Source organism: Aeribacillus sp. FSL K6-8394 (assembly GCF_038008865.1).
Lineage (GTDB): Bacteria > Bacillota > Bacilli > Bacillales > Aeribacillaceae > Aeribacillus > Aeribacillus composti.
The window spans coordinates 1,480,798-1,507,272 of record NZ_JBBPAA010000001.1 but is presented as its reverse complement, the minus strand read 5'-3'; the positions used below and the strand labels follow the sequence as shown (position 1 = coordinate 1,507,272).

The following is a 26,475-nucleotide window of genomic DNA, read 5'->3' as shown; positions in this document are numbered from 1 at the left end:
TTGTTCATGAGTAACAAAAAATTTGTAACCGTTTCGGCGTTAACAAAATACCTTAAGCGAAAATTTGATGTTGATCCACATTTGCGCGATATTTGGGTAAAAGGCGAATTATCAAACGTAAAAATTCATGACAGCGGACATATTTATTTTACGTTAAAGGACGAGCATGCCAGAATACAGGCGGTTATGTTTTCAAGTTTTAACCGTTCTCTTCCATTTCGCCCAGAGGACGGGATGAACGTATTGGTACGCGGTGAAATTACCATTTACCAGCCCGGAGGAATATACCAAATTTATGCAAAGGAAATGGAGCCTGATGGAGTAGGAGGGCTTTATCTTGCATTCGAGCAGCTGAAAAAAAAATTGGAGCAAGAAGGGCTGTTCGATGTCAAGCATAAAAAAACGATTCCTGCCTTTCCAAAGACGATCGGTGTGATCACATCGCCGACAGGTGCAGCCGTCAGGGATATCATCACAACGATCAAACGAAGATACCCTGTGGCAAAAGTGGTGGTTATTCCCGCAATTGTTCAAGGTGTACAAGCGGGAAAATCGATTGTGAATAAAATACAGCTTGCCAACTCCCTCGGTTATTTCGATGTCCTCATTGTTGGAAGAGGAGGCGGATCGATTGAAGAGTTGTGGGCTTTCAATGAAGAGATGGTGGCAAGGGAAATTTTTAAATCAAAAATACCCGTTATATCTGCTGTAGGCCATGAAACAGATTATACAATCGCAGATTTTGTCGCCGATCTTCGGGCGCCGACTCCAACCGGAGCAGCAGAGCTGGCTGTTCCTAATATAACGGATTTAATCGAAAAGATTCGGGAACGGAACATTAGAATGACGAACGCTTTAAAGGAACGGATCAAAAAGGAAAAGCTCAAGCTTTTCCGCTTAACCAACTCATATGCATTCAAATATCCGAAAAAGCTTTATATGCAAAAGGAACAGGAGCTGGACATTTTATTCGAAAGGTTTAAAAAAGCAGGAAAACGTTACTTAAGCGATCAAACGAACCGATACTTGTTATTGACGAATCGTCTTAAAAACGAACTTCCATATGACCAAATTGAGCGGGCGAAGACAAGAATGAAGGATCTGGACAAAAAAATGCTGCGCGAGATGACAGCTTTATATCAACAGAAGCTGAATCGCTTTCAAGCATTGGCTTCTAAACTTGATGCGCTCAGCCCATTAAAGATTATGGAACGTGGATACAGCCTTGTGTATAAACAAGATAAGCTGGTAAAGAGCGTAAAACAAACGGCTGAAGGGGATTTTATTCAAATTAAATTGCAGGACGGGACCATCCATTGTGAAGTATCTGAAATTGAGGAGAGAAGATCATGAATGATCAAAAAGAATTAACGTTTGAAGAAGCGATGAAAGAGCTGGAAGCAATTGTTTTAAAATTAGAAGACGGGGATGTTCCATTAGAACAGGCTATCCAATATTTTCAAGAAGGAATGAAGCTTTCAAAGCTTTGCCATGAAAAATTAACGCAAGCTGAAAAGCAATTGGATTTTATTCTTGATGAAGATGGAACGATCAAACCTTTCCAAGCACAGGAGGAAGAACAAAAGTGATGTCTTTTCCGGAATACTTAAAAACGCGCAAAGCTGCCATTGATTCCGTTCTTCCCACATATATTGAAAGATTAAATGCCCCGAAAATTATTAAAGAATCGATGCTTTATTCCTTAAATGCCGGCGGGAAACGTCTGCGCCCTATGCTCTTGCTTGCCGTTCTCCATTCGTATGGAAAAGAAGAGAAAATTGGTTACCCGGTCGCATGTGCGGTGGAATTGATTCATACGTATTCGCTCATTCATGATGACCTTCCATGCATGGACAATGATGATTTTAGAAGAGGAAAGCCGACCAATCATAAAGTATATGGAGAAGCCATAGCCGTGCTGGCAGGTGACGGATTACTGACTGAAAGCTTTCGGCTGATTGCTGATGCTGAAGAGCTTTCAGATCGCGTAAAATTGACGCTCATTTCAGAGCTTTCAAAGGCGGCTGGTGCAGAAGGAATGGTTGGCGGACAAGTTGCCGACATGGAAGGAGAAAACAAACAATTAACTTTAAAACAGCTTGAATATATTCATGAGCATAAAACAGCAAAGCTTCTGGCTTTCAGTATTATTGCAGGTGCCATCATTGCTGAGGCGTCGATTGAAGAAATAAATAAATTAAAGGAATTCGCATACCATATAGGCATTGCCTTCCAAATTAAAGATGACATATTAGATGTTGAAGGAGACGAAGAAAAGATCGGAAAGCCTGTTGGTTCCGATGAAGAGAATAAAAAAACAACGTATTTGTCCGTACTGTCTTTGGAAGGCGCAAAGAAAAAATTGTCGGAGCATATTGAAACATCAAAGGCTATTTTGCAAACATGCTCCATAAACAATGAGCTTCTATTATCGTTTTGTGATTTAATTGGGGAGCGCGAACATTAAACGATGAAAATTCGGTGCACCTCCAACGGGTCGACAAAATGAGGAACGGGATTCGCATTTGAATGTGTGCATTCTCCAACAAGTTGAGGAAAACACTCTTATATGATATAATTCTGTCAGAAAACATGATGGAGTGGTGCAGTATTCTAGTCAGCCCTCCGGTTCTGAAGGCGGGCCTAAAAATCCGCTAAAGGGCACATCGATGAAGTTCCTGGTGTTGGCTTGAGGCGCCCAGCCTTGGGTTGATGCTGGGGGTTAAGGTTAGAGGGCGATCCACAATGGCATGTGGGCGTTGACCCTCTTTCCGCGGAGGCCCATTTTATGTGCAAAATGGGTATGAACCTGTCTACGCGCTTTATAGTGCAATGAGGCGCGGACAGCGTAGCCTGCCTTGAGTGGAGGCCGAGGGGATTATGGAAACAAGGAACTTTTTCATATGGCCAATGAAAGAGTTTCTTATGTGACATATGAAATCGGCTCTGCAAAAGAGGCTAGGAACCGGCTAAAGGCTGTTTGAGGAAAACTCCTAGACTGTTCACATGACATATATAGAGGATTGTAGTACGGACTAAGTGGCAATCCAGTCTAGCGTTTGGCGACAGCGCTAAGTCAGGTTTAAAGGGAAACCGCCGGGGCGGCAACGCCTGGTACTTGACTGGGAAAACCTACTGGACCTAAGCCGTAATGTTTACTCTATATATGACCACTCCATTTCGTTATATATAGTTTTTACATAGAAATCAGGTGTTATGCATTTCATGATGAAAGAGCTAATTCGATATTCAATACGATGGAGTTTAGGAATTGCCGTTATCACATTCGTGTTAGCGGCTCTTTTTTCAATTGTATCAACTGTTCTCCTGGAAGGCGTCGGATGGGCTGCCGGTATGATGATCGTTTTTGTGATCGTTTTAATCGGCATTTTTTTTGATATGCTCGGCATTGCTGCGACATCAGCAGATGAGGTACCGTTTCATGCGATGGCGTCAAAGCGTGTGAGCGGTGCCAAGCAGGCCATTCAAATTATCCGAAATGCCGATCGCTTTTCGAACTTTTGCAACGATGTTATTGGCGATATTTCCGGCATAATCAGCGGAACAGCTTCAGCTGTTGTCGTAGTGCAGCTGGCGGTGACGTTTGCCGACCGTCAAACTTCGGTGCTTGAGTTTACGATTTCAATCGTATTCACAAGCATTGTAGCCGCTCTTACTGTCGGAGGAAAAGCGTTTGGAAAGGCGTTTGCAATCCGTTTTTCAACTCCGATTATTTTTTATGTCGGAAAGATATTTTATTTTTTTGAAAAAAGATTTAATATTGTTTTGATGAAAGAGAAAAAAGGAAAGAATCATAAAAAAGCAAGCATATCTAAAAAGCGAAAGTGAGTGATCCGTTTTGGATCTATTGTCCATCGAAAATCCAAAATTTCTGAAAAAGTTTTCAATAAAAGAACTGGAGCAATTGAGCGCGGAAATTCGCCAATTTTTAATTGAAAAGCTGTCAGTGACCGGCGGACATATTGGACCAAATTTAGGAGTAGTTGAGCTGACAATATCTTTACATAAAATGTTTGACAGCCCGAAAGATAAATTTATTTGGGATGTAGGTCACCAGGCGTACGTTCATAAAATTTTGACAGGCAGGGCGAAAGAGTTTGATACGTTGAGGCAGTATAAAGGATTGTCCGGTTTTCCGAAGCGTTCAGAAAGCGAGCACGATGTTTGGGAAACGGGGCACAGTTCAACTTCACTTTCTGCGGCAATGGGAATGGTTATTGCCCGCGATTTAAAAGGAACGGATGAATATATTGTGCCGATTATCGGCGATGGTGCTTTAACCGGAGGCATGGCGCTTGAAGCATTGAATCACATCGGCCATGAACAAAAGGATATTATTGTTGTGTTAAACGATAATGAAATGTCTATTGCTCCAAACGTCGGTGCTCTTCATCATATACTTGGAAGATTAAGAACAACGGGCAAATATCACTGGGTAAAAGAAGAGTTGGAATACTTGTTAAAAAAAATTCCAGCTGTCGGAGGAAAGCTTGCCTCAACAGCAGAACGGCTTAAAGACAGTCTGAAATATTTATTCGTTTCGGGCATGTTTTTTGAGGAGCTTGGCTTTACCTATTTTGGCCCGATTGACGGACATGATTTTCAGGCATTGATGGAAAACATTAGTTATGCCAAAAAAACAAAAGGCCCTGTTTTGCTGCATGTTATCACGAAAAAAGGAAAGGGCTATTTGCCTGCCGAAAAAGACAAGGTTGGAACATGGCATGGAACAGGCCCATATAAAATTGAAACAGGCGATTTTGTTAAACCGAAAATATCGGCTCCGTCTTGGAGTGAATTAGTAAGTGAAACAGTTCGAAAATTAGCGAGAAACGATGAAAGAATTGTTGCAATTACACCAGCCATGCCGGTTGGTTCGAAACTTGAAAAATTCCGAGAAGAATTTCCGGACAGAATGTTTGATGTCGGTATTGCCGAGCAGCATGCGGTGACGCTTGCAGGAGGACTTGCTGCTGCCAATATGAAGCCGTTTTTGGCAATCTATTCAACCTTTTTACAGCGCGGTTATGACCAAATGGTTCATGACATTTGCCGACAAAACTTAAATGTGTTTTTCGGAATTGACCGCGCAGGACTCGTCGGAGCTGACGGAGAAACCCATCAGGGAGTATTTGACATCGCTTTTTTGCGCCATATACCAAACATTGTATTAATGATGGCGAAAGACGAAAATGAAGGACAGCATATGGTTTATACGGCTCTGAAGTACGATGAAGGGCCGATCGCTCTTCGCTATCCGAGAGGAACAGGATTGGGTGTGCCTCTTGATCCTGAGCTGAAAGAAATTCCGATCGGTACGTGGGAAGTTCTTTTACAAGGTAAAGATGCTGTCATTTTAACATTTGGAACGACGATTAAAATGGCATTGGATGCAGCGAAAGCACTTGCCAAAAATAATGTTTCCGTTCGAGTCGTCAATGCCCGCTTTTTAAAGCCGCTTGATGAGAAAATGCTTCTTGAGATTTTCAACGAAGGAATACCGATTTTAACAGTAGAGGAAGCAGTTCTTGAAGGCGGTTTTGGCAGCTCGGTATTAGAATTTGCTGAAAAGCATGGCTTTACAAATCTTACAATGAAAAGAATGGGAATTCCAGATCGCTTTATCGAGCATGGAAGCGTGGAAAAACTGTTAGAAGAGATTGGATTAACAAAAGAAGGAATAATCAAAAATGTGCTCGAAGTAATACCAAAAAAAGAAAAAGGAATCAAATATGGGTAAAAAGGAACGTTTAGATGTATTGCTTGTAGAAAGAGGACTTGCAGAAACGAGAGAAAAAGCAAAAAGGGCCGTTATGGCCGGGCTTGTTTATTCAAATGAAAAACGATTGGATAAGCCTGGCGAAAAAATTGATCGCGACATCCCGTTAACTGTAAAGGGAGATGCGATCCCTTATGTTTCAAGAGGCGGTTTAAAGCTGGAAAAGGCGTTGAAACAATTTGAAATCAGTGTGGCAGGAAAAATTATGGTAGATGTCGGCTCTTCTACGGGAGGATTTACCGACTGCGCCTTGCAGAACGGCGCAAAATTATGTTATGCGGTGGATGTCGGGTATAATCAATTGGATTGGAAGCTGCGTCAAGATGAACGTGTCATCGTGATGGAACGGACAAACTTCCGTTATGTAAAGCCGGAGGATTTTCAAAAGGGGCTTCCGGAATTTGCTACCATTGATGTATCGTTTATCTCTTTAAAATTGATCCTCCCTGTTTTAAAAACCATTTTGGTGCCCACTGGTGAATGCGTAGCGCTAATTAAGCCGCAATTTGAAGCAGGAAAAGAAAAAGTCGGGAAAAAAGGAATTGTGAAGGATGCTCGGGTTCATGAGGAAGTTTTGCATGACATAACGGCCTTTGCAATCAGTGAAGGATTTGATTGCTTACATTTATCGTACTCTCCGATTACTGGCAGCAACGGGAATATAGAGTTTTTGCTCCATTTGTATTGGGGAGGGGCAAAAGAAAAAGGTAACATAAAATTTACGGAAACAATTGAAGAAATTGTGAAAAACGCTCATTCGACGTTAAAAATAAAGAGACAGGGATAACGAATACAAGTTATTCCTGTTTTTCTATGAGATATCATAACAGGAAAGAGAATAGGGGTGGTCGCTAATGACAAAAGGACAGCGTCTTATTAAAATTAGAGAGCTTGTCACAAATTACGAAATCGAAACGCAGGATGAACTAGTTGAAATGCTGAAAAATTTAGGTTTTAATGTCACCCAAGCAACCGTATCCCGCGACATCAAAGAGCTCCATTTAGTGAAGGTTCCGACATCTGATGGACGTTATAAATACAGCTTGCCCGCAGATCAGCGCTTCAATCCCCATCAAAAGCTGAAAAGAGCATTGATGGATGCATTTGTTAAAATCGATTCTGCCGGACATTTGCTTGTGATGAAAACAATGCCGGGAAATGCTCATGCAATCGGTGCATTAATTGATAATTTGGACTGGGAAGAAATATTAGGGACAATTTGCGGCGATGACACGATTTTAATTATATGCAGGAAGAATGAAGACACCAAAACGTTGACGGAAAAATTTTTGGACATGCTTTAACAAGTTTGGGGTGAAAATGCGATGTTAGCGGAATTGTCGATTAAAAATTTTGCCATTATTGAATCCCTATCTCTTTCTTTTGAAAAAGGGCTGACAGTGCTGACGGGAGAAACAGGTGCTGGGAAATCGATCATTATTGATGCAATATCTCTTCTTGTAGGAGGACGTGGTTCTTCTGAATTTGTCCGAGCCGGTGAAAAGCGCGCTGAATTGGAAGGGTTGTTTATATTGGAAGAAGAGAACCATCCGTGCTTGAAAAAGTGCCATGAATTAGGAATAGATGCTAGTGAAGGCATGATTGTTTTAAACCGGAATATCTCCGCTAACGGAAAAAGCATTTGCAGAATTAATGGAAAGCTTGTCACAATCGGAATTCTCCGGGATATTGGGAGCACATTAGTCGATATACATGGACAGCACGATCATCAAGAGCTGATGGACGAGCAAAAGCATCTTCATCTTCTCGACGAATATGGCGGTGAAGAAGTGAAAAAAGCAAAGGATGCATACGTAAAGCTTTATAAAAAATACACGGACTTAACAAATCGGTTAAAAGCCCTTTCAGAAAATGAGCAGCAGATGGCGCATCGATTGGATTTATTGAAGTTTCAATTAAAGGAAATTGACGATGCCGATTTAAAAATGGATGAAGATATAAAGCTTCAGGAAGAACGGCAGGAAATGTTAAATTTTGAAAAAATTTATGAAGCCTTGAAAAATAGCTATGAATCGCTGCAGGGAGAGCAGCGCGGGCTTGATTTTTTACGACTTGCCATGAATCATTTAGAAGAAGCAGCAGAATTTAATAAACAGTTAAAAGAAATGTCCGAAACACTGTCGAACAGTTTTTACGTTGTAGAGGATTTAACATTTCAGCTTAGAAATGAATTAGAACGCATGGAATTTAATCCTGATCGGTTAAATATGATAGAGGACCGCCTCCATGTCATTCATCGGTTAAAACGAAAGTACGGGCAATCAATCAAAGACATTTTGCAATATAGAGATGAAATTGAAAAAGAGATCGATACGATTGAAAACCGTGAAAGCCATATTCAAATGCTTAGAAATGAGCTTAAATCTGTCGTCGAAGAACTGCTGACAAAATCCCAACATTTAACAGCAATAAGAAAAAAATACGCAAACAAGCTAACCGCTCAAATCACATCTGAATTAAAACAGCTGTACATGGATAAAACTACATTTAAGGTTCAATTTTCGCAGAAAGAGGCCCAAGATTCCGCTTTGATCGATGGAATTCCAGCGAAATTTGGAAGTGACGGTATGGATTTTGTGGAATTTTACATTTCCACCAATCCAGGCGAACCTCTTAAGCCTCTTGCGAAAATTGCTTCCGGCGGGGAATTATCAAGAATCATGCTTGCCTTAAAAACGATTTTTTCCAAGCATCAAGGAATTACTTCCATCATATTTGACGAGGTGGATACTGGTGTAAGCGGCCGTGTCGCCCAAGCGATCGGAGAAAAAATTTATCAGGTGTCGATTAACTCTCAAGTGCTATGCATCACGCATCTTCCTCAAGTTGCAGCGATGGCTGACAACCATCTATTAATTGCTAAGGAAGTAAGCAAAGAGGGAAGAACGAAAACAAAGGTTATTCCGCTTTCTGAAAAAGAAAAAATTGCAGAAATCGGCCGGATGATTGCTGGAGCGGAAGTGACGGAATTGTCGAAGCAGCATGCAAAAGAGCTGTTGGATCTGGCTATATCGGTGAAATCCTCCTAGCGGAAATAATTTCTTTAAGAAAAAGTTATAAATGGCCTCGCTCAAGGAAAAATTATTAGATGTAGCCATGTGAAATAGTCATATGGTGTGGGTTAGGAGCGAGGAGAGTGAAGAAATGACTTTAGAATACATCAGAAAAATAATTGGTACGATTCTCCTTGTTTCTTTAATCAGTTTAGGCTTTTCAAAAGAGGTGCGACAATATTTACACATTCCGAAAACAATCACCATTTTTGAACATGACGTTTATACAATAGAAAAAAATGTTATTCCAGCTCAAGCTCAAGTTCAGGATGTTCAGAACGCTTTAAAAGTGTCGGAAAGCGGGGACGAATTGCTGCTAAAAGGCACGAAATCTGGAGATGGACAAATTCTCTATGAAATAAAAGGCATGCCGGTTAAAAACGTGAATGTCAAAGTTCTCCCGGAATTAAAGGTAATTCCTGGAGGCCAATCGATCGGTGTTAAGTTAAATACACTTGGTGTTTTAGTAGTCGGCTTTCACCAAATTGAAACTGAAGCCGGAAAAAAATCACCGGGTGAATCGGCAGGTGTAGAAGTCGGCGATATGATAACAAAAATTAATGGGACAAAAATAGAAAAAATGAGTGATATTATTCCATTTATACAAGAAGCAGGAAGAACAGGCCGCCCTTTAGCGATCGAAGTAAAACGCAACAACAAAGTTCTCAACACGAAATTGACACCAGTCAAAGACAAAAGCGACAAAACGTATCGTATCGGTCTCTATATACGGGATTCTGCAGCAGGCATTGGAACGATGACGTTTTATGATCCGAAATCAAAAAAATACGGTGCTCTTGGGCACGTTATATCAGATATGGATACAAAAAAACCGATTGTGGTTGAAAACGGAAAAATTGTCCGGTCTACGGTAACGTCGATTGAAAAAGGAAGAGGCGGAAGTCCAGGTGAAAAATTAGCAAGATTTTCAGAAAAACATGAAGTGATCGGCTCTATTTCAAAAAACAGTCCATTCGGCATATTTGGCAGGCTGAATCTAGAAGTGAAAAACGGAATTATGGACAAACCGATACCAGTTGCTTTCTCACATCAAGTAAAAGAAGGTCCTGCACAAATTTTAACAGTGGTAGATCAAAATAAAGTGGAAGCATTTGATGTGGAAATTGTCAGTACAGTGAATCAAAAGTTTCCTGCAACAAAAGGTATGGTCATAAAAGTGACAGATAAGGAATTGCTTAAGAAAACAGGAGGCATTGTTCAAGGAATGAGCGGCAGTCCAATCATTCAAGATGGAAAACTGGTTGGCGCTGTGACTCATGTATTTGTCAATGATCCGACATCTGGTTACGGTGTTCACATTGAATGGATGCTGCAAGACGCAGGGATTAGTATGGACGAAAAGCAGCAAAAAGCGAGTTAACGCACTCGCTTTTTCTTATGTGCGCCCGGCATGTACATGAACTATAGGATGTAAGTCCCGAACCCCGAAGACAGAAGTAGAGGTTAGCTCAACGAAAGGGTGTCCGTGGTGACGCGGAATCTGAAGGAAGCTGGAGGCAAAACACCGGTCCGAGGAACACGAACCTCATATAAGGCTAGGTATGATTGAGTGAGTTTGCATAACAAAACAAAGCTCTTTCTGTCGAAGGTCATATCGAGTAAATGAGGCGGATAGATGGTGTGAAAGTGCATGTACTTACCCGGGGAGGTCTGGCGGATATGTGAAGTACTCTTCATAACCTACTTAGTGATAAGTAGCTGAACCGTCAGAAGTCAGCAGAGGTCATAGTATTAGTTGGTCTAGAACAACTAAGAAGGACCGAACAATTAAGAGAGAATAGCCCTTGGCATTCAGTGAGTCATGATGAACACAGAAAACGTAGTACCTCACTTGAGGGAGGAAGCGGTGAATCCCGTGGGAGACCTCTTGGAGGGTGGAGTGACCACTGGCATAAAGAGAACAGCTATTCACGGAAGTTATAAAGACTTGCGTCAATTATCTTAATGGAACCGCCGTATACGGAACCGTACGTACGGTGGTGTGAGAGGACGGGAGTTAATCGCTCCCTCCTACTCTTATTACATGATGCAGCGTTCTGACATAAATCCTTTTGCGAAAAACGTCACGTTCACATAAAGGAATTTTGTGAAGTGGGCTGTTTGCTTTAAAAGCAAGGGAAGTGTACTGGCTGAATCAAGCGAAAATTTATGTATAAACTTATTTAATTCGACATACATATTTATTACAAAAACGCTGTTTATGTTTGTTAGAGGAGAAATTTGGTTGAAATCTAAGACTTTATTCATAATAAATAGAAGAAAAAAGAAGAACTTTGAAAAAACACATAATTTTTCATTTTTTTTTAAAAAAGGAAAAGGATTCTCTGTAAAGTTGTCGAAAATATCTTGTAGATCAAACAATGTATAATTTTGTAAAGAGGATTGGGAGGAGTGCGTGTGGAAAAAATTAAAGTATGTATTGTTGATGATAACCGAGAGCTTGTTGCCCTTTTGGATGAATATTTATCCAGCCAAGAAGATATGGAAGTGATCGGTGTTGCTTACAATGGTCAGGAATGTTTAAATATTTTAAATGAAAAAAGCCCGGACGTTCTTGTATTGGATATTATAATGCCCCATTTAGATGGTTTAGCAGTGCTGCAAAAGCTCAAGGAGCTAAACAAAGCGAAAAAACCGAACGTAATCATGTTAACTGCTTTTGGCCAGGAGGATGTAACGAAAAAAGCGGTCGACCTAGGGGCTGCTTATTTTATTTTAAAACCGTTCGACATGGAACAGCTGGCTGGAAATATTCGTCAAGTGAGTGGAAAACCTTCACCTTTAATGAAAAATATATCTTTACATAAATCTGGCTCTGCTGTTTCTGAAAATAAAAATGACAATCTAGACGCTAGTATTACAAGCATTATTCATGAAATCGGGGTTCCTGCGCACATCAAAGGATATTTATATTTAAGAGAAGCGATTTCCATGGTTTATAATGATATCGAGCTGTTAGGATCGATTACAAAAGTGCTTTATCCAGATATTGCGAAAAAATTTAACACAACGGCAAGCCGTGTGGAACGTGCTATCCGCCATGCTATTGAAGTAGCATGGAGCCGCGGCAACATTGAATCTATCTCATCGCTGTTTGGCTACACAGTCAGCATGTCAAAAGCCAAACCGACGAACTCAGAATTCATCGCAATGGTGGCAGATAAATTGAGATTGGAGCATAAGGCCTCCTGAAAAAAAAGTAACCGCTGAGCCTAACGGCGGTTACTTTTTTTCTGAAAACGCGGCTGAACTCGATTGCGTTTTCTATCTCTATGCAAAATAAATCCTCCTATAAAGAACAATCCTGCTAGGAAAAATAATAAACCCATTAAAAATTGCAGCCATAAGTAAGGAAACGGGGGCTGTAAAATGCCAAAAAGCATGTCTCTCATTAATTTAATTCCGTAAACCGCCAGAATCCCTGGAATCACCATAATCATCAATGCAATAAGCCTTATCATTTGACTTTATATCCCTTTCTGTTAAAATAGTACGGATCAATTTCATTTTTACGGTCATCTAACAATTTGTCAATACAAATAAACATGTTATGATGAAGGTATGCCATTTTATTAATGGTGAATGGACAAATAGCAGACGTCTTTTCTATTTAAATATTTATAAAAATCGGTTTTTTAGCATACATAGAAGAGATTAAAGGAAGGAGAGTTTCATGGCCAAGGAATATGATGTAGTGATTTTAGGAGGAGGAACAGCAGGATATGTCGCAGCGATCCGGGCATCCCAGCTCGGTATGAAAACAGCTATTGTAGAAAAATCAAAGCTTGGGGGGACCTGTTTGCATTCGGGCTGCATCCCGAGCAAAGTTTTATTGCGAAGCGCTGAAATATTTGCTCAATCAAAAAAAAGCAGCGACTTTGGAATCGAGCTGTCCAATGTTCAAGTCAATTTTGATAAAGTGCAGGAGCGGAAGGAAAAGATAGTTTCTCAACTTTATCAAGGGGTCAGGCAATTAGTCAAAAAGGGAAAGATCGATGTGTTTCATGGCATCGGACGAATTTTAGGTGCGTCCATCTTTTCTCCGCAGCCTGGAACAGTTTCTGTAGAGATGGAAAACGGGGAGGAAAACCAAATTTTACTTCCGAAATACGTTATTATTGCAACTGGATCGCGCCCTCGTGAATTGCCTGGATTAACGATTGACGGCGAGACTGTTTTGACGTCAGATGAAGCATTGCAATTACAACGCCTTCCTTCATCTATGATCATTGTGGGCGGCGGAGTGATTGGAATGGAATGGGCATCTATGCTCTCTGATTTCGGAGTTGAAGTCACGATCCTTGAAATGGCGGATCGAATTTTGCCGTCAGAAGATATTGAAATAAGTAAAGAAATGGAACGGCTAATGAGGAAAAAAGGAGTCCGCATTTTTACGAATATATCGATTTTGCCTGAAAAAACAGAAATACAAAACGGAATCACAGTGTTCATCGAACAGGATGGACAAGAAATCAGTTTGCACAGTGAAAAACTGCTGTTGTCAATAGGGAGAAAAGGGAACACAGAAGGAATTGGATTGGAAAATACCGAAATTGAAATCCATAATGGCTATATTGTGACAAACGAGTTTTATCAAACAAAGGAATCAAACATCTATGCAGTCGGTGATGTCATCGGCGGTCTTCAGCTTGCCCATGTCGCATCGCAAGAAGGAATACGCGCCGTAGAACATATTGCAGGAGAGAATGTTTTGCCAATTGACTACAAAAAAGTCCCTAAATGTATTTATTCGAATCCTGCAGCTGCAAGTATCGGTTTAACAGAACAAGAAGCGAGGGAAAAAGGCTATACCGTCAAAATCGGAAAATTTCCTTTTCAAGGAGTTGGAAAAGCGCTCATTTATGGAGAACCGCAAGGGTTTGTCAAAATTGTCGCAGATGAAAAGACCGATGATCTTTTAGGAATTCATATTATCGGACCAAATGCAACAGAGCTGATTTCTGAAGGAAGTTTAGCAAGCTTTCTCGATGCAAGCTCTTGGGAACTCTCCCGTACGATTCATGCCCATCCAACATTGTCAGAAGGGATAATGGAAGCGGCTCTTGCGGTAAATGGCAAAGCAATACATATATAAGCTAGGGAGGTCTTGTCATGCCCAAAAATCGTCATCAGTCTTTAGGTTTAACGGATCAGGACGTATTAAACATGTATGAAACGATGCTTCTTGCAAGAAAAGTGGACGAACGGATGTGGCTTTTAAACCGAGCAGGAAAAATCCCATTTGTCATCTCATGTCAAGGGCATGAAGGCGCTCAAGTTGGTGCAGCCTTTGCCTTGGACAAAACAAAGGATTATATTTTGCCTTACTACCGTGATCTAGGCATTGTCCTGCACTTTGGAATGACCGTGAAAGAATTAATGCTGTCAGCATTTGCAAAAGCGGAAGACCCGAATTCCGGGGGCAGGCAAATGCCGGGACATTTCGGCCAAAAGAAAAATCGGATTGTAACTGGTTCATCCCCTGTTACAACTCAAGTTCCTCATGCAGCTGGAATCGCCTTAGCAGGAAAAATCGATAAAAAGGATTTTGTCACATTTGTTTCCTTTGGGGAAGGATCTTCGAACCAAGGAGATTTTCATGAAGGGGCGAATTTTGCTGGAGTACATAAATTACCTGTCATTTTGATGTGTGAAAATAACCAATACGCCATCAGCGTTCCGATTCAAAAGCAATTAGCTTGCGAAAAAGTGTCAGACAGAGCAGCAGGGTACGGCATGCACGGGGTGACTGTAGATGGAAACGATCCTCTTGAAGTGTATAAAGTTGTGAAGGAAGCGAGAGAAAGAGCTGTCCGAGGAGAGGGACCGACATTGGTTGAAACGCTTGTGCACCGCCTTACACCCCATTCGAGCGATGATGATGATCGGAGCTACCGGACAAAAGAAGAAATCGAAGAAGCTAAGAAAAAAGATCCGATTTATACGTTTGCATCCTATTTAAAAGAAATTGGATTGTTAACAGAGGAATTGGAACAAAATATGCAGACGAAAATTGCAAGCGTAATCGATGAAGCAACTGATTATGCAGAAAATGCGCCTTATGCGGCTCCGGAACATGCACTGAAACATGTGTATGGAAACTGAAGGAGGAAAAAAGATGCCAATTATGTCATATATCGAAGCAGTTACAGCTGCACTTCGTGAGGAAATGGAGCGAGATGAAAAAGTATTTCTACTAGGAGAAGATGTCGGGAAAAAAGGAGGAGTTTTTAAAGCGACTCAAGGGTTATATGAACAGTTTGGAGAAGAGAGGGTAATCGATGCTCCCCTTGCTGAATCTGCTATCGCTGGCGTTGGAATAGGAGCGGCCATGTACGGAATGCGCCCTGTTTGTGAAATACAATTTGCTGATTTTATTATGCCGGCTGTCAATCAAATTATTTCAGAAGCAGCGAAAATACGGTATCGCTCCAACAATGACTGGAACTGTCCGATTACGATTCGGGCGCCGTTTGGCGGAGGAGTGCACGGTGCTTTATACCATTCTCAGTCTGTTGAGGCGGTATTTGCCAACCAGCCTGGTTTGAAAATTGTCATACCTTCTACGCCGTATGACGTAAAAGGATTATTAAAAGCAGCGATACGCGATGATGATCCTGTCTTATTTTTTGAACATAAGCGGGCATACAGGCTCATTAAAGGGGAAGTTCCGGCAGATGATTATGTTTTGCCGATTGGAAAGGCGGATGTCAAGCTGGAAGGGGATGACATTACCGTTATTACATATGGATTGTGCGTTCATTTTGCTCTGCAGGCAGCTGAACGATTAGAAAAAGATGGAATTTCTGTCCACCTTTTAGATTTAAGAACGGTATATCCGCTTGATCAGGAGGCTATTATTGAGGCCGCTTCAAAAACCGGCAAGGTGCTTCTCGTGACTGAGGATAATAAAGAAGGCAGTGTAATGAGCGAGGTATCCGCCATTATTGCAGAGCATTGTTTGTTTGATCTTGATGCACCAATTAAACGGCTTGCAGGCCCGGATGTACCTGCAATGCCATTTGCACCGACAATGGAAAAATTTTTTATGATGAATGCAGAAAAAATTGAAAAAGCGATGAGAGAATTGGCAGAGTTTTAAAGTTGACCCTAATCTCAAGGAGGAATCAACGTGCTAATCGAAGAAATGAAAATGCCTCAATTAGGAGAAAGCGTGACAGAAGGAACAATCAGCAAGTGGCTCGTCTCCATCGGCGATAAGGTCAACAAATATGATCCCATTGCAGAAGTTATGACGGATAAAGTAAATGCAGAAGTTCCTTCATCATATACAGGTGTAATTAAAGAGCTTGTAGCTGAGGAGGGAGATACTCTCCAAGTTGGCGAAGTTATTTGCAGAATTGAAGTGGAGGCTGTGGCGGTTGAACAAGAAAAAAAAATTCAGCCAAAAGACAGTCTTTATGCTAATGACCATCAGCCGGCTGAAAAAGAAGAAACGGAAAAGAAGACTATGAAAAACAGGTATTCTCCGGCAGTGCTCCGGCTAGCTCAAGAACATGATATTGATTTAGAAAAAGTCAACGGAACGGGAGCTTTCGGAAGAATTACCCGAAAAGATGTGTTGAAACTGATTGAAGCAGGTAATATACCGAAAAAGGGCTCCTTGATCCAAGAAACGAAATCCTATAAATCACCTAAAACAGCCGGTGATACTGAAATTCCTGTTTCTGGGGTGCGCAAAGCCATTGCTCAAAATATGGCGCGAAGCAAAACAGAAATTCCCCATGCTTGGATGATGATTGAGGTCGATGTAACTGGGTTAGTTGAATTAAGAAATTCGATCAAGGAAGAATTTAAAGCAAAAGAAGGTTTTCCTTTAACATTTTTCCCGTTTTTTGTGAAAAGCGTTGCAGAAGCGTTGAAAGAATATCCGCAAATGAATTCGACTTGGGCGGGGGATAAAATTCTTCAAAAGAAAGACATTAATATTTCGATCGCTGTTGCAACAGATGATGCGCTTTATGTACCAGTTATTAAACATGCTGATGAAAAATCCATTAAAGGAATTGCTCGAGAAATTAACGAGCTTGCTTTAAAGGTTAGAACGGGAACGATAGAAGCGAAGGAAATGGAAGGCGGCACATTTACCGTTAACAACACAGGTTCATTCGGCTCTATTCAATCAATGGGAATTATTAACTATCCACAAGCGGCTTTGCTGCAAGTAGAAACGATTGTGAAAAGATTAGTTGTCATGAAAAACGGAATGATCGCCGTGCGCGATATGGTGAATCTCTGCCTTTCTCTCGATCATAGAGTATTAGATGGGGTAGTATGCGGAAGATTTTTGCAAAGAGTAAAACAAATATTAGAAGGTATTTCGAAAGAAACGACATCCGTATATTAGTCCTTTGAGTTATTAGAAATAATGCTTAAGCAGAATTGAATTGGTTAACATTTGCTTCAAAGATTGCTGTTATTGTAAGATAACAATATAATGGTGAAAAAAGGGAAAGGGGTGCGAATGAATGAGCATCGATTTTAATTTCTTCATGAACGACATAGTTCGCCAAGCGCGTGAGGAAATCGTCGCCGCTGGCTATACGGAATTGAAAACACCGGAAGAAGTGGATGAAGCTTTAACGAAAAAAGGAACCACTTTAGTAATGGTTAATTCTGTTTGCGGCTGTGCAGGCGGAATCGCAAGACCGGCTGCATATCATGCGCTTCATTATGATAAACGTCCTGATCAATTAGTGACTGTATTTGCAGGTCAAGATAAAGAAGCTACGGAACGAGCTAGATCTTATTTTACCGGTTATCCGCCGTCTTCTCCATCTTTTGCGCTGCTCAAGGATGGAAAGCTCGTTACCATGATTGAACGCCATGAAATCGAAGGACATGAGCCGATGTCTGTTGTCCAAAAATTACAAGAGGCATTCGAGCAATATTGTGACGAAGTATAAAAAGAAAAGGCTGCCATTTTTAGATGTGGCGCCTTTTTTATTTCGAAAAGAGAATAGGCAAATGATGGTGATGAGTAATGAGAAAATTTAAAATCGGTTATCGTACGTTAAAAACAGCGATAGGTGCTCCTCTAGCGATATTTTTAGCACAGCTGATGGATTTAAACCATTTTGTTTCCACCGGCATCATCGCGATTCTTTGTATTCAAGTAACAAAAAAGAAATCATTGAAAAGCGCTTGGTCCAGGTTTTTTGCTTGTATAACGGGAATGATGTTTTCTTTTCTTTTTTTTGAAATTTTTGGTTATCATCCAATTGTCATTGGATTTCTGTTGCTTTTTTTCATACCGACAATGGTGCTTTTTAAAACGACAGAAGGCATTGTAACGAGCGCTGTTATTATTTTGCACTTATATGAAGCAGGTCAAATAACGCTGGATATTGTTCAAAACGAACTTTTGATTATTGTGACAGGGATCGGAGTAGCGCTCTTAATGAATCTGTATATGCCGAGCCTGGAAAATGACCTTAATGTTTATCGAAAAGAAGTAGAAAAAAACTTTGCGGTTATTTTTGAAAAAATTGTAGCTTTTTTAAGAGAAGGCGACTATACGTGGGATGGAAAAGAAATTCCTGAGACAGCCGATCTCATTGAAAAAGGGAAAGGATTGGCGCTCCGAAATGTAGAAAATCGTTTGCTAAGACATGAAGACCAATATTATGCATATTTTAAAATGAGAGAAAAACAATTAGAAATCATTGAACGAGTGCTGCCGACGTTCACGATGATCACCGCAAACGTAGAACAAGCGCACCTTATTGCACAGTTTATTGAAGAGTTAAAAGACAACATTCATTCCGGAAATACAGCAAAGAAATTTTTAAAAAAGCTAGATGACATCAAAAAAGAGATGGAAAGGGCACCGCTTCCGAAAACAAGAAAGGAATTTGAAACGAGAGCGAGGCTTTATCATTTTTTATATGAAATGGAGCAATATTTAATTATTAAAAGCCAGTTTAAAGGTCTTGCCGACGGCAAAAAAGGAAAAGGATGAAGCGCTTGTCATTGAGCACAATAAAACGAGAGATCGTGTCAATGCTTTTTTCATACATATGTTTAGAAGAAACGCCTTTACGAGCTGCACTTTTCAAAATACAAACAGAAGAATGGACCGTGTCTGCTGAAAAAAATCGGCTAAGAATGTTCACCATATCGGTTCGCATGATCTGAAAATATTCGTGAACAGCTATGGAATAAATCAGCGTGATCTGTAAAAAAATTCTCGGCAACGATGCCAAAATTCCGCAGCGGACGAGATTGATTTTCGAAAATGAATGTGCGGAATTCATGGACTTTATCGGAAAATATGTAACAAAAGGTAGTATGAGGACGAGCAATCGAGAGGAGGAAGCACCGATTTGAAAGAAATTGTTTTTCACCAAACAGCCTATGTGGTGTAAAAAGTGCATGTTGAATTTTTAAAGCCACATAGTGATGCCTGTTAAAATTGAGGTGATCAGCAATGAACCTAACATAATATAAACAACCCACTTTTGCATTTTTTTGCTTGTCATCATGATTCCCTCCACATACATGATTTATAAAACATTGTACAACGATTTTTTAGAGGGGACAACCTTCATCGACAGCTTCTTTTTGATTTCACAAGCGGAATCAAAATCGGTTACACTAAACATGAATACATAATTAGGAGGAAAGACAAAATGGTTCAGGAAAACCGGCTAGTGAATGAATTTTTAGAACTCGTGAAAATTGATTCAGAAACAAAATTTGAACGGGAAATAGCAAATGTATTAAAGCAAAAATTTACCGAGCTTGGACTACAAGTAATAGAAGACGAATCAATTGAAAAAACAGGACATGGAGCAGGAAATTTAATTTGTACGCTAGAGGCGACGAAAGAAGGCGTTGATACGATTTATTTTACCTCTCATATGGATACGGTCGTACCTGGAAAAGGGGTAAAACCTTCTATACAAAACGGATATATTGCGACGGACGGAACAACGATTTTAGGCGCTGATGATAAAGCGGGCCTTGCCGCAATGCTGGAAGCGGTGCGTGTATTAAAAGAAAATAACATTCCTCACGGGAAAATCGAGTTTGTCATTACGGTTGGAGAAGAATCAGGTTTAATTGGGGCAAAAGCGCTTGATTCAAAACTGATTACCGCGCAATACGGGTATGCATTGGACAGTGACGGAAAAGTTGGAGACATTATTGTTTCGGCGCCGACACATGCAAAAATTAAAGCGACGATTCACGGAAAAACCGCTCATGCCGGGGTTGCGCCAGAAAAAGGAATTTCCGCTATTACGGTTGCAGCAAAAGCAGTTGCCAATATGCCTTTAGGCCGAATCGATGAAGAAACAACGGCAAATATCGGCCGTTTTGAAGGGGGAACGCAAACAAATATCGTATGCGACCGCGTTGATATTTTAGCTGAAGCGCGTTCACTTGTACCTGAAAAATTGGAGCAGCAAGTACAAAAAATGAAGGAAGCTTTTGAAACAGCTGCTGCCGAAATGGGAGCAAAAGCAGAAGTGGATATTAACGTAATGTATCCCGGATTTACGTTTACCGATGAAGATAAGGTCGTTCAAATTGCTAAAAAAGCTATCAAAACAATCGGCAGAGAGAGCAGATTGTTAAAAAGCGGGGGCGGAAGCGATGCGAATATTATCGCTGGCTTCGGTATTCCGACTGTTAATCTTGCTGTTGGTTATGAGGAAATTCATACAATAAATGAAAAAATGCCGATTGAGGAGCTTGTCAAAACAGCAGAATTAGTTGTCGCCATTATAAAAGAGGTAGCAAACCAATAGAGCTTTGAAAATTTGAAGCCGGAAGCTTGTCACTCAGCAAACGATCCGATGTGCCAGGCCTTAGGCTTCATAATAAGAATTGACAGCTCCAAAACATCTGCAAGACCTCTGATAGTTTTTACAACCTCCGGCTTCTATAATATTGACAGCCGTTCCGCTCTTCCGGCATCATGCTGGAAGAGCATCTTTTTTATTGATATTTTTCTAATACAGAGAAAAACTCTTTTGCAAATTGATAAAACACTTTAACGGACGGGGCCAGCTCGTAATTTTTCGATATAATAATGCCGACATTTCTGCTTACACGAGGCATTTCAATCGGAATTTTTACCGTAAAACGAGGCATTGTTTCATAAAAAGTGCTTTCAGGCAGCAATGTTACGCCAATTTCTGCCGATACGAGCCCTTTGATGGCATCTAAATCTTCCCCTTCCGATGAAATAATTGGGGAAAATCCAGCCTGTTGACACGCTTCATGCACGATTTTATGCAAAATATAACCTTCTGGAAACGTCACAAACGGTTCATTACGTAATTCAGTCAGCACTAAGCTTTTTTTGTGCGCAAGCGGATGATTGTGCGGCAAAAGGGCTGCAAAGGATTCCGTAAATAAAATATCCCCTTTCACATCGTTGTCATCCGTCGGAATAGGACCGAGAAAAGCTAAATCGATTTCTCTTTTTTTGACGGCTTCAATTAAATATTTATAAGAACCTTGTCGCAAATGAAAGGAAACGTTCGGGTGTTTTACTTTAAAAGCGGAAATAACAGTCGGCATTGTATGGCTTGCCAAGCTGGTCGGAAAGCCGATTTTAACTGTTCCTCTTTCCGGATCCAAAAATTCTTCAATTTGCTGTTTGGCGTGTTCGATCGCTTTTAAAGCCGTCTCGACATGGGGCAAAAAATGACGTCCAATTGGAGTAAGCTTAACATTCCTTCCTTCCCTTTCAAAAAGCTCCACTCCGAGCTCCGCCTCTAAATTTGCTATTTGCCTGCTGATAGCCGACTGTGCGACATGAAGGGCTTCAGCAGCTTCTGAAACATGCTCCCGCTTTGCAACCTCCCAAAAATATATAAGCTGTCTCAGTTCCATTTGACTCACCCCCAAGTAATTTATATCAAAATGAGATTATTATTATCTAAATTATATATTGTTAATATTATTTTTGAAAACTACAATTAAACATACAGACTTATCGGCATGAGAATGGGGGAGAAGAGATGAAACAGATAGGATTACCAAAGGCACAAGGTCTCTATCGTCCTGAATTTGAACATGATGCATGTGGGATCGGTTTATATGCTCATCTGAAGGGGAAACCTTCTCATGATATTGTCAAAAAAGGCCTTCACATGCTTTGTCAATTGGAGCACCGCGGTGGACAAGGAAGCGATCCAAAAACTGGAGACGGTGCAGGCATTATGGTTCAAATTCCGCACAATTATTTTAAAGTTGCTTGCGAACGAATGAACCTTCCAGAAAAAGGACGATATGGAGTCGGAATGGTCTTTTTGCCGAGTCGTGAACATGATCGGATACATTATGAAACAGAAATCAACAAAATCATTGAAAAAGAAGGACAAATATTATTAGGTTGGAGAACTGTGCCGGTAAATTCTGAAAAGATCGGTTCGCTTGCAAAAGAGAGCAAACCTTTCATCAGACAAGTATTTATTGGGGCGAGCGATGATATTCAAGACGAGCTTACTTTTGAGAGAAAGCTGTATGTTATTCGGAAACAAGCAGAACGTCTTGTTCAAAATAATGAATTTTATTTTGCAAGTTTATCAAGCCGGACAATTGTTTATAAAGGTCTCTTGACGCCTGAACAATTAGATGAATTTTATGTAGACTTGCAGGACGAGAGATTTCAATCAGCTTTTGCTCTAGTCCACTCCCGATTCAGCACCAATACGTTCCCAAGCTGGGAAAGAGCGCATCCAAACAGATATTTAATCCATAATGGCGAGATCAACACATTGCGCGGCAATGTGAATTGGATGGCTGCAAGGGAAAAGCTGTTTGTTTCAGACGTTTTCGGGGATGATTTGACAAAAATCACACCTATTTTAGATATGAACGGAAGCGATTCATCCATTTTAGACAACGCTTTTGAATTTTTTGTGTTGGCAGGGAAAAAGCTGGCGCATGCGGCGATGATGCTTATTCCTGAACCATGGTTTTGGGATGATGAAATGGATGATGATAAGAAAGCATTTTATGAGTTTCACAGCTGTTTTATGGAGCCGTGGGACGGTCCAACGGCCATCTCGTTTACAGACGGAAAGCAGATCGGAGCTATTTTGGACCGCAATGGACTTAGACCAGCCCGCTACTATGTGACGAAAGATGATTACATTATTTTCTCATCAGAAGTCGGTGTGATTGATGTTGAACCGGAAAATGTGCTTTATAAAGACCGGCTGAGTCCAGGAAAAATGCTGTTGATTGACTTGGAAGAAGGAAGAATCATTTCTGATCAGGAAATCAAAGAAGAAATCGCCAAAGAAAAACCGTATCGCCAGTGGATCAATGATCAGATAATTTCTATTTTCGACATCAATGTTCCTGAAGATGTTGAAAAGGTTGACGATCTAACCAAACTCCAAAAAGCGTTTGGTTATACGTATGAAGATGTTGAAAAAACAATTGCAGCAATGGTGATCGATGGAAAAGATCCGATCGGCGCAATGGGAAATGATACTCCTCTTGCAGTGCTGTCAGATCGCCCGCAAAGCTTGTTTAATTATTTTAAACAATTGTTTGCCCAAGTAACGAATCCTCCGATTGATGCGATTCGTGAATCGATCGTCACTTCTACGATGACACTGTTAGGAAAAGAAGGAAATATTCTCGATCCTGATCCATCAGCAGCACGACGCATTCGCTTAGAATCTCCAATTCTTTCGAATGAAGAACTCGCTGCTTTGAAAAATAATCCGTATCCTGAATTTAAATGCGTCACTTTGCCGGCTTTGTTTAAAGATGATTTGAAAAATGCATTAGATCAGCTCTTTCAAGCTGCTGATGAAGCGGTGGAAAACGGCGCTACACTTCTAGTTTTATCAGATCGCGGAGTAAATGAAGAATATGCAGCAATTCCAGCACTGCTTGCCGGAAGCGCTCTGCATCAATATATGGTGAAAAAAGGAACCCGTACGAAAGCAAGCATTATTGTTGAATGCGGAGAAGCGAGAGAAGTGCACCATTTTGCGGCTCTAATAGGATATGGTGTAGATGCGGTCAATCCTTATTTAGCTTTAGAAACAGTGCGAAATGCTGTTCAAAAGGGAACGATTCCATATTCATATAAAGAAGCAGTAAAAAGATTTAAAAAAGCGGTGACAGACGGGGTCGTCAAAGTCATGTCAAAAATGGGAATTTCTACGATTCAAAGCTACCGCGGAGCCCAAATTTTTGAAGCGGTCGGCATTGGAGAAGAAGTTATCGAGGAATACTTCACTGGAACAGCCTCGCAAATTGGAGGAATCGGATTAAAAGAAATTGAAAAAGAAGCGAAAATGCGTCATGCTCAAGGATTTAAAACAACTTATCGAGATGAAACGCTCGATCCAGGCAGCGAATTTCAATGGAGAAGAAACGGAGAACACCATGCATTCAATCCGAAAACGATCCATACGCTGCAATGGGCATGCCGGAAAAACGATTATAAGTTATTTAAAGAATACTCGAAGATGGCCAATGAAGAGCAAGTGACGTTTTTGCGCAACTTGTTTGAATTCAATGAATCTAGAAAACCGATTCCTATTGAAGAAGTTGAGCCGGTGGAATCGATCGTACGCCGCTTTAAAACAGGAGCAATGTCCTTCGGTTCCTTAAGCAAGGAAGCGCATGAAGCATTGGCGATTGCGATGAACCGCATCGGTGGAAAAAGCAACAGCGGTGAAGGTGGAGAAGATCCGAACCGCTATGTTCCAGATGAAAATGGTGATTTGAAGCGAAGCGCCATAAAACAAGTAGCTTCCGGCCGCTTCGGCGTGAAAATCCATTATTTAGTCAATGCTGACGAGCTGCAAATTAAAATGGCTCAAGGAGCAAAGCCAGGTGAGGGCGGACAGCTGCCAAGCAAAAAGGTGTATCCTTGGATCGGAAAAGTTCGCGGCTCTACACCGGGTGTGGAATTGATTTCACCGCCTCCGCACCATGACATTTATTCAATTGAAGACTTGGCGCAGCTTATTCATGATTTGAAAAACGCGAATAGAGATGCCCGAATCAGCGTCAAGCTTGTTTCAAAAGCTGGAGTAGGAACGATTGCTGCTGGAGTTGCGAAAGGTGCAGCGGACGTTATTACAATCAGCGGCTATGACGGCGGTACCGGGGCATCTCCAAAGACGAGCATTAAGCATGCCGGACTTCCGTGGGAGCTCGGCCTTAGTGAAACACATCAAACGCTTATGCTCAACGGATTGCGTGACCGAGTCGTTCTTGAAACAGACGGCAAGCTGATGACAGGCCGTGATGTTGTGATGGCGGCATTGTTCGGGGCAGAAGAATTTGGTTTTGCAACCGCTCCTCTAGTCGTTCTAGGATGTGTCATGATGCGTGTATGTCATCTTGATACATGTCCAGTCGGAGTGGCAACGCAAAATCCTGAACTTCGTGAAAAATTTATGGGCAAGCCAGAGCATGTTGTTAATTTCATGTATTTCATCGCGCAGGAAGTTCGCGAAATCATGGCAAGCCTCGGATTCCGAACTATTGATGAAATGGTTGGAAGAGTAGATGTATTGAAGGTTAGCGACCGTGCAAAAAAACATTGGAAAGCAAAGCATCTTGACCTATCCCGCTTGCTTTATCAAGTGGAGGGTCCGCGAACATTTGCACGTCCGCAAAACCATAAAATCGACCAGTCATTAGACGTGAACGAAGTATTGCCGAAAGTTGAAGAGGCAATTAAACGGAAAGAAAAAGTTGAACTCCATTTGAACATTAAAAATGTGAACCGCGTCGTTGGAACCATTACAGGCAGCGAAATTGCAAAACAATATGGCGAAGAGGGGCTGCCGGAAGATACGATCAATCTTCATTTCTACGGCTCAGCAGGTCAAAGCTTTGCTGCGTTTGTACCGAAAGGAATGACGATGACGCTTACTGGCGACGCCAATGATTACATTGGAAAAGGCTTATCCGGCGGAAAAGTAATTGTCCGTCACCCGAAAGAAGCATCTTTTGCATCAAGTGACAATGTCATTATTGGAAATGTGGCGTTCTACGGTGCAACGAGCGGTGAAGCATATATTCAAGGGCGAGCCGGCGAAAGATTTTGTGTAAGAAACAGCGGTGTGAATGCTGTTGTTGAAGGTGTCGGCGATCACGGTTGTGAATATATGACCGGAGGACGTGTTGTCATTCTCGGATCTGTCGGCAAAAACTTTGCAGCTGGTATGTCCGGAGGCATTGCTTACGTATTGGCGGATGATCAGGAGAAATTCAAACGAACAGCCAATAAGGAATTAGTGTTATTTGAATCTCTTGAAGATGAAGAAGAAATCCGCACTGTATATGACATGATTTCGAAGCATTTCCAATATACAGAAAGTCCAAAGGCCCGGCATATATTAGATCACTGGGAAGAGTATGTCGGAAGATTTATTAAAGTGATACCTAGAAACTACAAATTAATGATCAGCACGATTGAAAAAATGGAAAATTCAGGTCTTACGAAAGAAGAAGCTGTACTTGCAGCATTTGAAGCGGTTGCGAATGAGAAAACAACCGCCGGTGAACCATTCGCTTTACAGGCTGTTGCAAATTAACCTCATTGCACACCTAGTGAATGGA

The 26,475-nt window shown here is 41.0% G+C and carries 21 protein-coding genes; 18 read left to right on the top strand and 3 right to left on the bottom strand.

The genetic code is table 11. The annotated features are described in order from the left end of the window. Positions 1–6 precede the first annotated feature (6 nt). From xseA to spo0A, 10 genes are all read left to right on the top strand, one after another. A complete protein-coding gene (gene xseA / locus NSR00_RS07070; protein ID WP_063388127.1) occupies positions 7–1,353 on the top strand; it encodes an exodeoxyribonuclease VII large subunit in 1,347 nt (448 codons plus the stop codon). Next, positions 1,350–1,589, top strand: coding sequence for an exodeoxyribonuclease VII small subunit (locus NSR00_RS07065; RefSeq protein ID WP_063388128.1), 240 nt, complete (start codon positions 1,350–1,352; stop codon positions 1,587–1,589). The genes xseA and NSR00_RS07065 overlap by 4 nt, the downstream gene beginning before the upstream one ends. Next, positions 1,589–2,467 carry a polyprenyl synthetase family protein gene (locus NSR00_RS07060; RefSeq protein ID WP_130156396.1) on the top strand — a complete coding sequence of 293 codons (879 nt, stop codon included), beginning with the start codon at positions 1,589–1,591 and terminating at the stop codon, positions 2,465–2,467. Before NSR00_RS07065 ends, NSR00_RS07060 begins: the two co-directional genes overlap by 1 nt. Positions 2,468–3,228: 761 nt before the next feature. Beyond that, positions 3,229–3,849, top strand: a complete 621-nt coding sequence (locus tag NSR00_RS07055) for a hypothetical protein (RefSeq protein WP_340789177.1) — start codon at positions 3,229–3,231, stop codon at positions 3,847–3,849. A 10-nt stretch (positions 3,850–3,859) separates the two neighbouring features. Continuing rightward, a complete protein-coding gene (dxs, locus tag NSR00_RS07050) occupies positions 3,860–5,761 on the top strand; it encodes a 1-deoxy-D-xylulose-5-phosphate synthase (protein WP_063388130.1) in 1,902 nt (633 codons plus the stop codon). Then, positions 5,754–6,587: a TlyA family RNA methyltransferase gene (locus NSR00_RS07045; RefSeq protein WP_340787831.1), complete on the top strand. Its 834-nt coding sequence runs from the start codon at positions 5,754–5,756 to the stop codon at positions 6,585–6,587. Before dxs ends, NSR00_RS07045 begins: the two co-directional genes overlap by 8 nt. 67 nt (positions 6,588–6,654) lie before the next feature. Beyond that, complete coding sequence (gene ahrC, locus NSR00_RS07040) at positions 6,655–7,104, top strand: transcriptional regulator AhrC/ArgR (RefSeq protein ID WP_063388132.1); 450 nt, start codon at positions 6,655–6,657, stop codon at positions 7,102–7,104. Between the two features lie 21 nt (positions 7,105–7,125). Continuing rightward, positions 7,126–8,850 (top strand): DNA repair protein RecN, encoded by a 1,725-nt coding sequence (gene recN, locus NSR00_RS07035; RefSeq protein WP_340787828.1) that lies wholly within the window; start codon positions 7,126–7,128, stop codon positions 8,848–8,850. A 115-nt stretch (positions 8,851–8,965) separates the two neighbouring features. Continuing rightward, entirely contained in the window at positions 8,966–10,255 is a 1,290-nt protein-coding gene (spoIVB, locus tag NSR00_RS07030; RefSeq protein ID WP_340787826.1) for a SpoIVB peptidase, read from the top strand. A gap of 1,037 nt (positions 10,256–11,292) precedes the next feature. Then, complete coding sequence (gene spo0A / locus NSR00_RS07025; protein WP_063388135.1) at positions 11,293–12,087, top strand: sporulation transcription factor Spo0A; 795 nt, start codon at positions 11,293–11,295, stop codon at positions 12,085–12,087. A gap of 20 nt (positions 12,088–12,107) precedes the next feature. On the opposite strand, the gene NSR00_RS07020 is transcribed toward spo0A, so the two are convergent. Continuing rightward, the gene (locus NSR00_RS07020; protein ID WP_340787823.1) at positions 12,108–12,356 is read right to left on the bottom strand and encodes a DUF2627 domain-containing protein; all 249 of its coding nucleotides are present in this window, start codon (positions 12,354–12,356) and stop codon (positions 12,108–12,110) included. 212 nt (positions 12,357–12,568) lie between these two features. Between NSR00_RS07020 and lpdA the strand changes: the two genes are divergently transcribed. The 6 genes from lpdA to NSR00_RS06990 all read left to right on the top strand — a co-directional run bounded on the left by lpdA (position 12,569) and on the right by NSR00_RS06990 (position 18,877). Further along, positions 12,569–13,990, top strand: coding sequence for a dihydrolipoyl dehydrogenase (gene lpdA / locus NSR00_RS07015; RefSeq protein WP_340787821.1), 1,422 nt, complete (start codon positions 12,569–12,571; stop codon positions 13,988–13,990). A gap of 17 nt (positions 13,991–14,007) precedes the next feature. Beyond that, positions 14,008–15,000, top strand: a complete 993-nt coding sequence (locus NSR00_RS07010; RefSeq protein WP_340787819.1) for a thiamine pyrophosphate-dependent dehydrogenase E1 component subunit alpha — start codon at positions 14,008–14,010, stop codon at positions 14,998–15,000. Positions 15,001–15,013: 13 nt separating this feature from the next. Then, positions 15,014–15,997 carry an alpha-ketoacid dehydrogenase subunit beta gene (locus NSR00_RS07005; protein ID WP_063388139.1) on the top strand — a complete coding sequence of 328 codons (984 nt, stop codon included), beginning with the start codon at positions 15,014–15,016 and terminating at the stop codon, positions 15,995–15,997. 30 nt (positions 15,998–16,027) lie between these two features. Beyond that, positions 16,028–17,263, top strand: a complete 1,236-nt coding sequence (locus NSR00_RS07000; protein ID WP_340787815.1) for a dihydrolipoamide acetyltransferase family protein — start codon at positions 16,028–16,030, stop codon at positions 17,261–17,263. 121 nt (positions 17,264–17,384) lie between these two features. Continuing rightward, positions 17,385–17,822 carry a BrxA/BrxB family bacilliredoxin gene (locus tag NSR00_RS06995; RefSeq protein ID WP_063388141.1) on the top strand — a complete coding sequence of 146 codons (438 nt, stop codon included), beginning with the start codon at positions 17,385–17,387 and terminating at the stop codon, positions 17,820–17,822. A 77-nt stretch (positions 17,823–17,899) separates the two neighbouring features. Next, positions 17,900–18,877, top strand: a complete 978-nt coding sequence (locus tag NSR00_RS06990; protein ID WP_340787812.1) for an aromatic acid exporter family protein — start codon at positions 17,900–17,902, stop codon at positions 18,875–18,877. Positions 18,878–19,301: 424 nt separating this feature from the next. Here the strand turns inward: NSR00_RS06990 and prli42 are convergent, their stop codons facing one another. After that, positions 19,302–19,397, bottom strand: coding sequence for a stressosome-associated protein Prli42 (prli42, locus tag NSR00_RS06985; RefSeq protein ID WP_153028099.1), 96 nt, complete (start codon positions 19,395–19,397; stop codon positions 19,302–19,304). Between the two features lie 150 nt (positions 19,398–19,547). Here prli42 and NSR00_RS06980 point away from each other — a divergent pair, with 150 nt between their 5' ends. Continuing rightward, complete coding sequence (locus NSR00_RS06980) at positions 19,548–20,669, top strand: tripeptidase T (protein ID WP_340787804.1); 1,122 nt, start codon at positions 19,548–19,550, stop codon at positions 20,667–20,669. 190 nt (positions 20,670–20,859) lie between these two features. Here NSR00_RS06980 and NSR00_RS06975 read toward each other — a convergent pair whose 3' ends face one another. Further along, a complete protein-coding gene (locus NSR00_RS06975; protein WP_340787802.1) occupies positions 20,860–21,762 on the bottom strand; it encodes a LysR family transcriptional regulator in 903 nt (300 codons plus the stop codon). A gap of 128 nt (positions 21,763–21,890) precedes the next feature. Here NSR00_RS06975 and gltB point away from each other — a divergent pair, with 128 nt between their 5' ends. Next, positions 21,891–26,450 (top strand): glutamate synthase large subunit, encoded by a 4,560-nt coding sequence (gene gltB, locus NSR00_RS06970; protein ID WP_340787799.1) that lies wholly within the window; start codon positions 21,891–21,893, stop codon positions 26,448–26,450. Positions 26,451–26,475 lie beyond the last annotated feature (25 nt).

Bases quoted from the DNA above. Each gene is read 5' to 3' on its own strand.
- NSR00_RS07010 (WP_340787819.1), top strand. From the start codon at position 14,008: ATGCCCAAAAATCGTCATCAGTCTTTAGGTTTAACGGATCAGGACGTA.
- NSR00_RS07005 (WP_063388139.1), top strand. From the start codon at position 15,014: ATGCCAATTATGTCATATATCGAAGCAGTTACAGCTGCACTTCGTGAG.
- NSR00_RS07020 (WP_340787823.1), bottom strand. From the start codon at position 12,356: ATGATAAGGCTTATTGCATTGATGATTATGGTGATTCCAGGGATTCTG.
- NSR00_RS06990 (WP_340787812.1), top strand. From the start codon at position 17,900: ATGAGAAAATTTAAAATCGGTTATCGTACGTTAAAAACAGCGATAGGT.
- ahrC (WP_063388132.1), top strand. From the start codon at position 6,655: ATGACAAAAGGACAGCGTCTTATTAAAATTAGAGAGCTTGTCACAAAT.
- lpdA (WP_340787821.1), top strand. From the start codon at position 12,569: ATGGCCAAGGAATATGATGTAGTGATTTTAGGAGGAGGAACAGCAGGA.
- NSR00_RS06980 (WP_340787804.1), top strand. From the start codon at position 19,548: ATGGTTCAGGAAAACCGGCTAGTGAATGAATTTTTAGAACTCGTGAAA.
- NSR00_RS07065 (WP_063388128.1), top strand. From the start codon at position 1,350: ATGAATGATCAAAAAGAATTAACGTTTGAAGAAGCGATGAAAGAGCTG.
- gltB (WP_340787799.1), top strand. From the start codon at position 21,891: ATGAAACAGATAGGATTACCAAAGGCACAAGGTCTCTATCGTCCTGAA.
- xseA (WP_063388127.1), top strand. From the start codon at position 7: ATGAGTAACAAAAAATTTGTAACCGTTTCGGCGTTAACAAAATACCTT.
- recN (WP_340787828.1), top strand. From the start codon at position 7,126: ATGTTAGCGGAATTGTCGATTAAAAATTTTGCCATTATTGAATCCCTA.
- NSR00_RS07055 (WP_340789177.1), top strand. From the start codon at position 3,229: ATGAAAGAGCTAATTCGATATTCAATACGATGGAGTTTAGGAATTGCC.
- NSR00_RS07060 (WP_130156396.1), top strand. From the start codon at position 1,589: ATGTCTTTTCCGGAATACTTAAAAACGCGCAAAGCTGCCATTGATTCC.
- prli42 (WP_153028099.1), bottom strand. From the start codon at position 19,397: ATGACAAGCAAAAAAATGCAAAAGTGGGTTGTTTATATTATGTTAGGT.
- NSR00_RS07045 (WP_340787831.1), top strand. From the start codon at position 5,754: ATGGGTAAAAAGGAACGTTTAGATGTATTGCTTGTAGAAAGAGGACTT.
- NSR00_RS06975 (WP_340787802.1), bottom strand. From the start codon at position 21,762: ATGGAACTGAGACAGCTTATATATTTTTGGGAGGTTGCAAAGCGGGAG.
- spoIVB (WP_340787826.1), top strand. From the start codon at position 8,966: ATGACTTTAGAATACATCAGAAAAATAATTGGTACGATTCTCCTTGTT.
- NSR00_RS06995 (WP_063388141.1), top strand. From the start codon at position 17,385: ATGAGCATCGATTTTAATTTCTTCATGAACGACATAGTTCGCCAAGCG.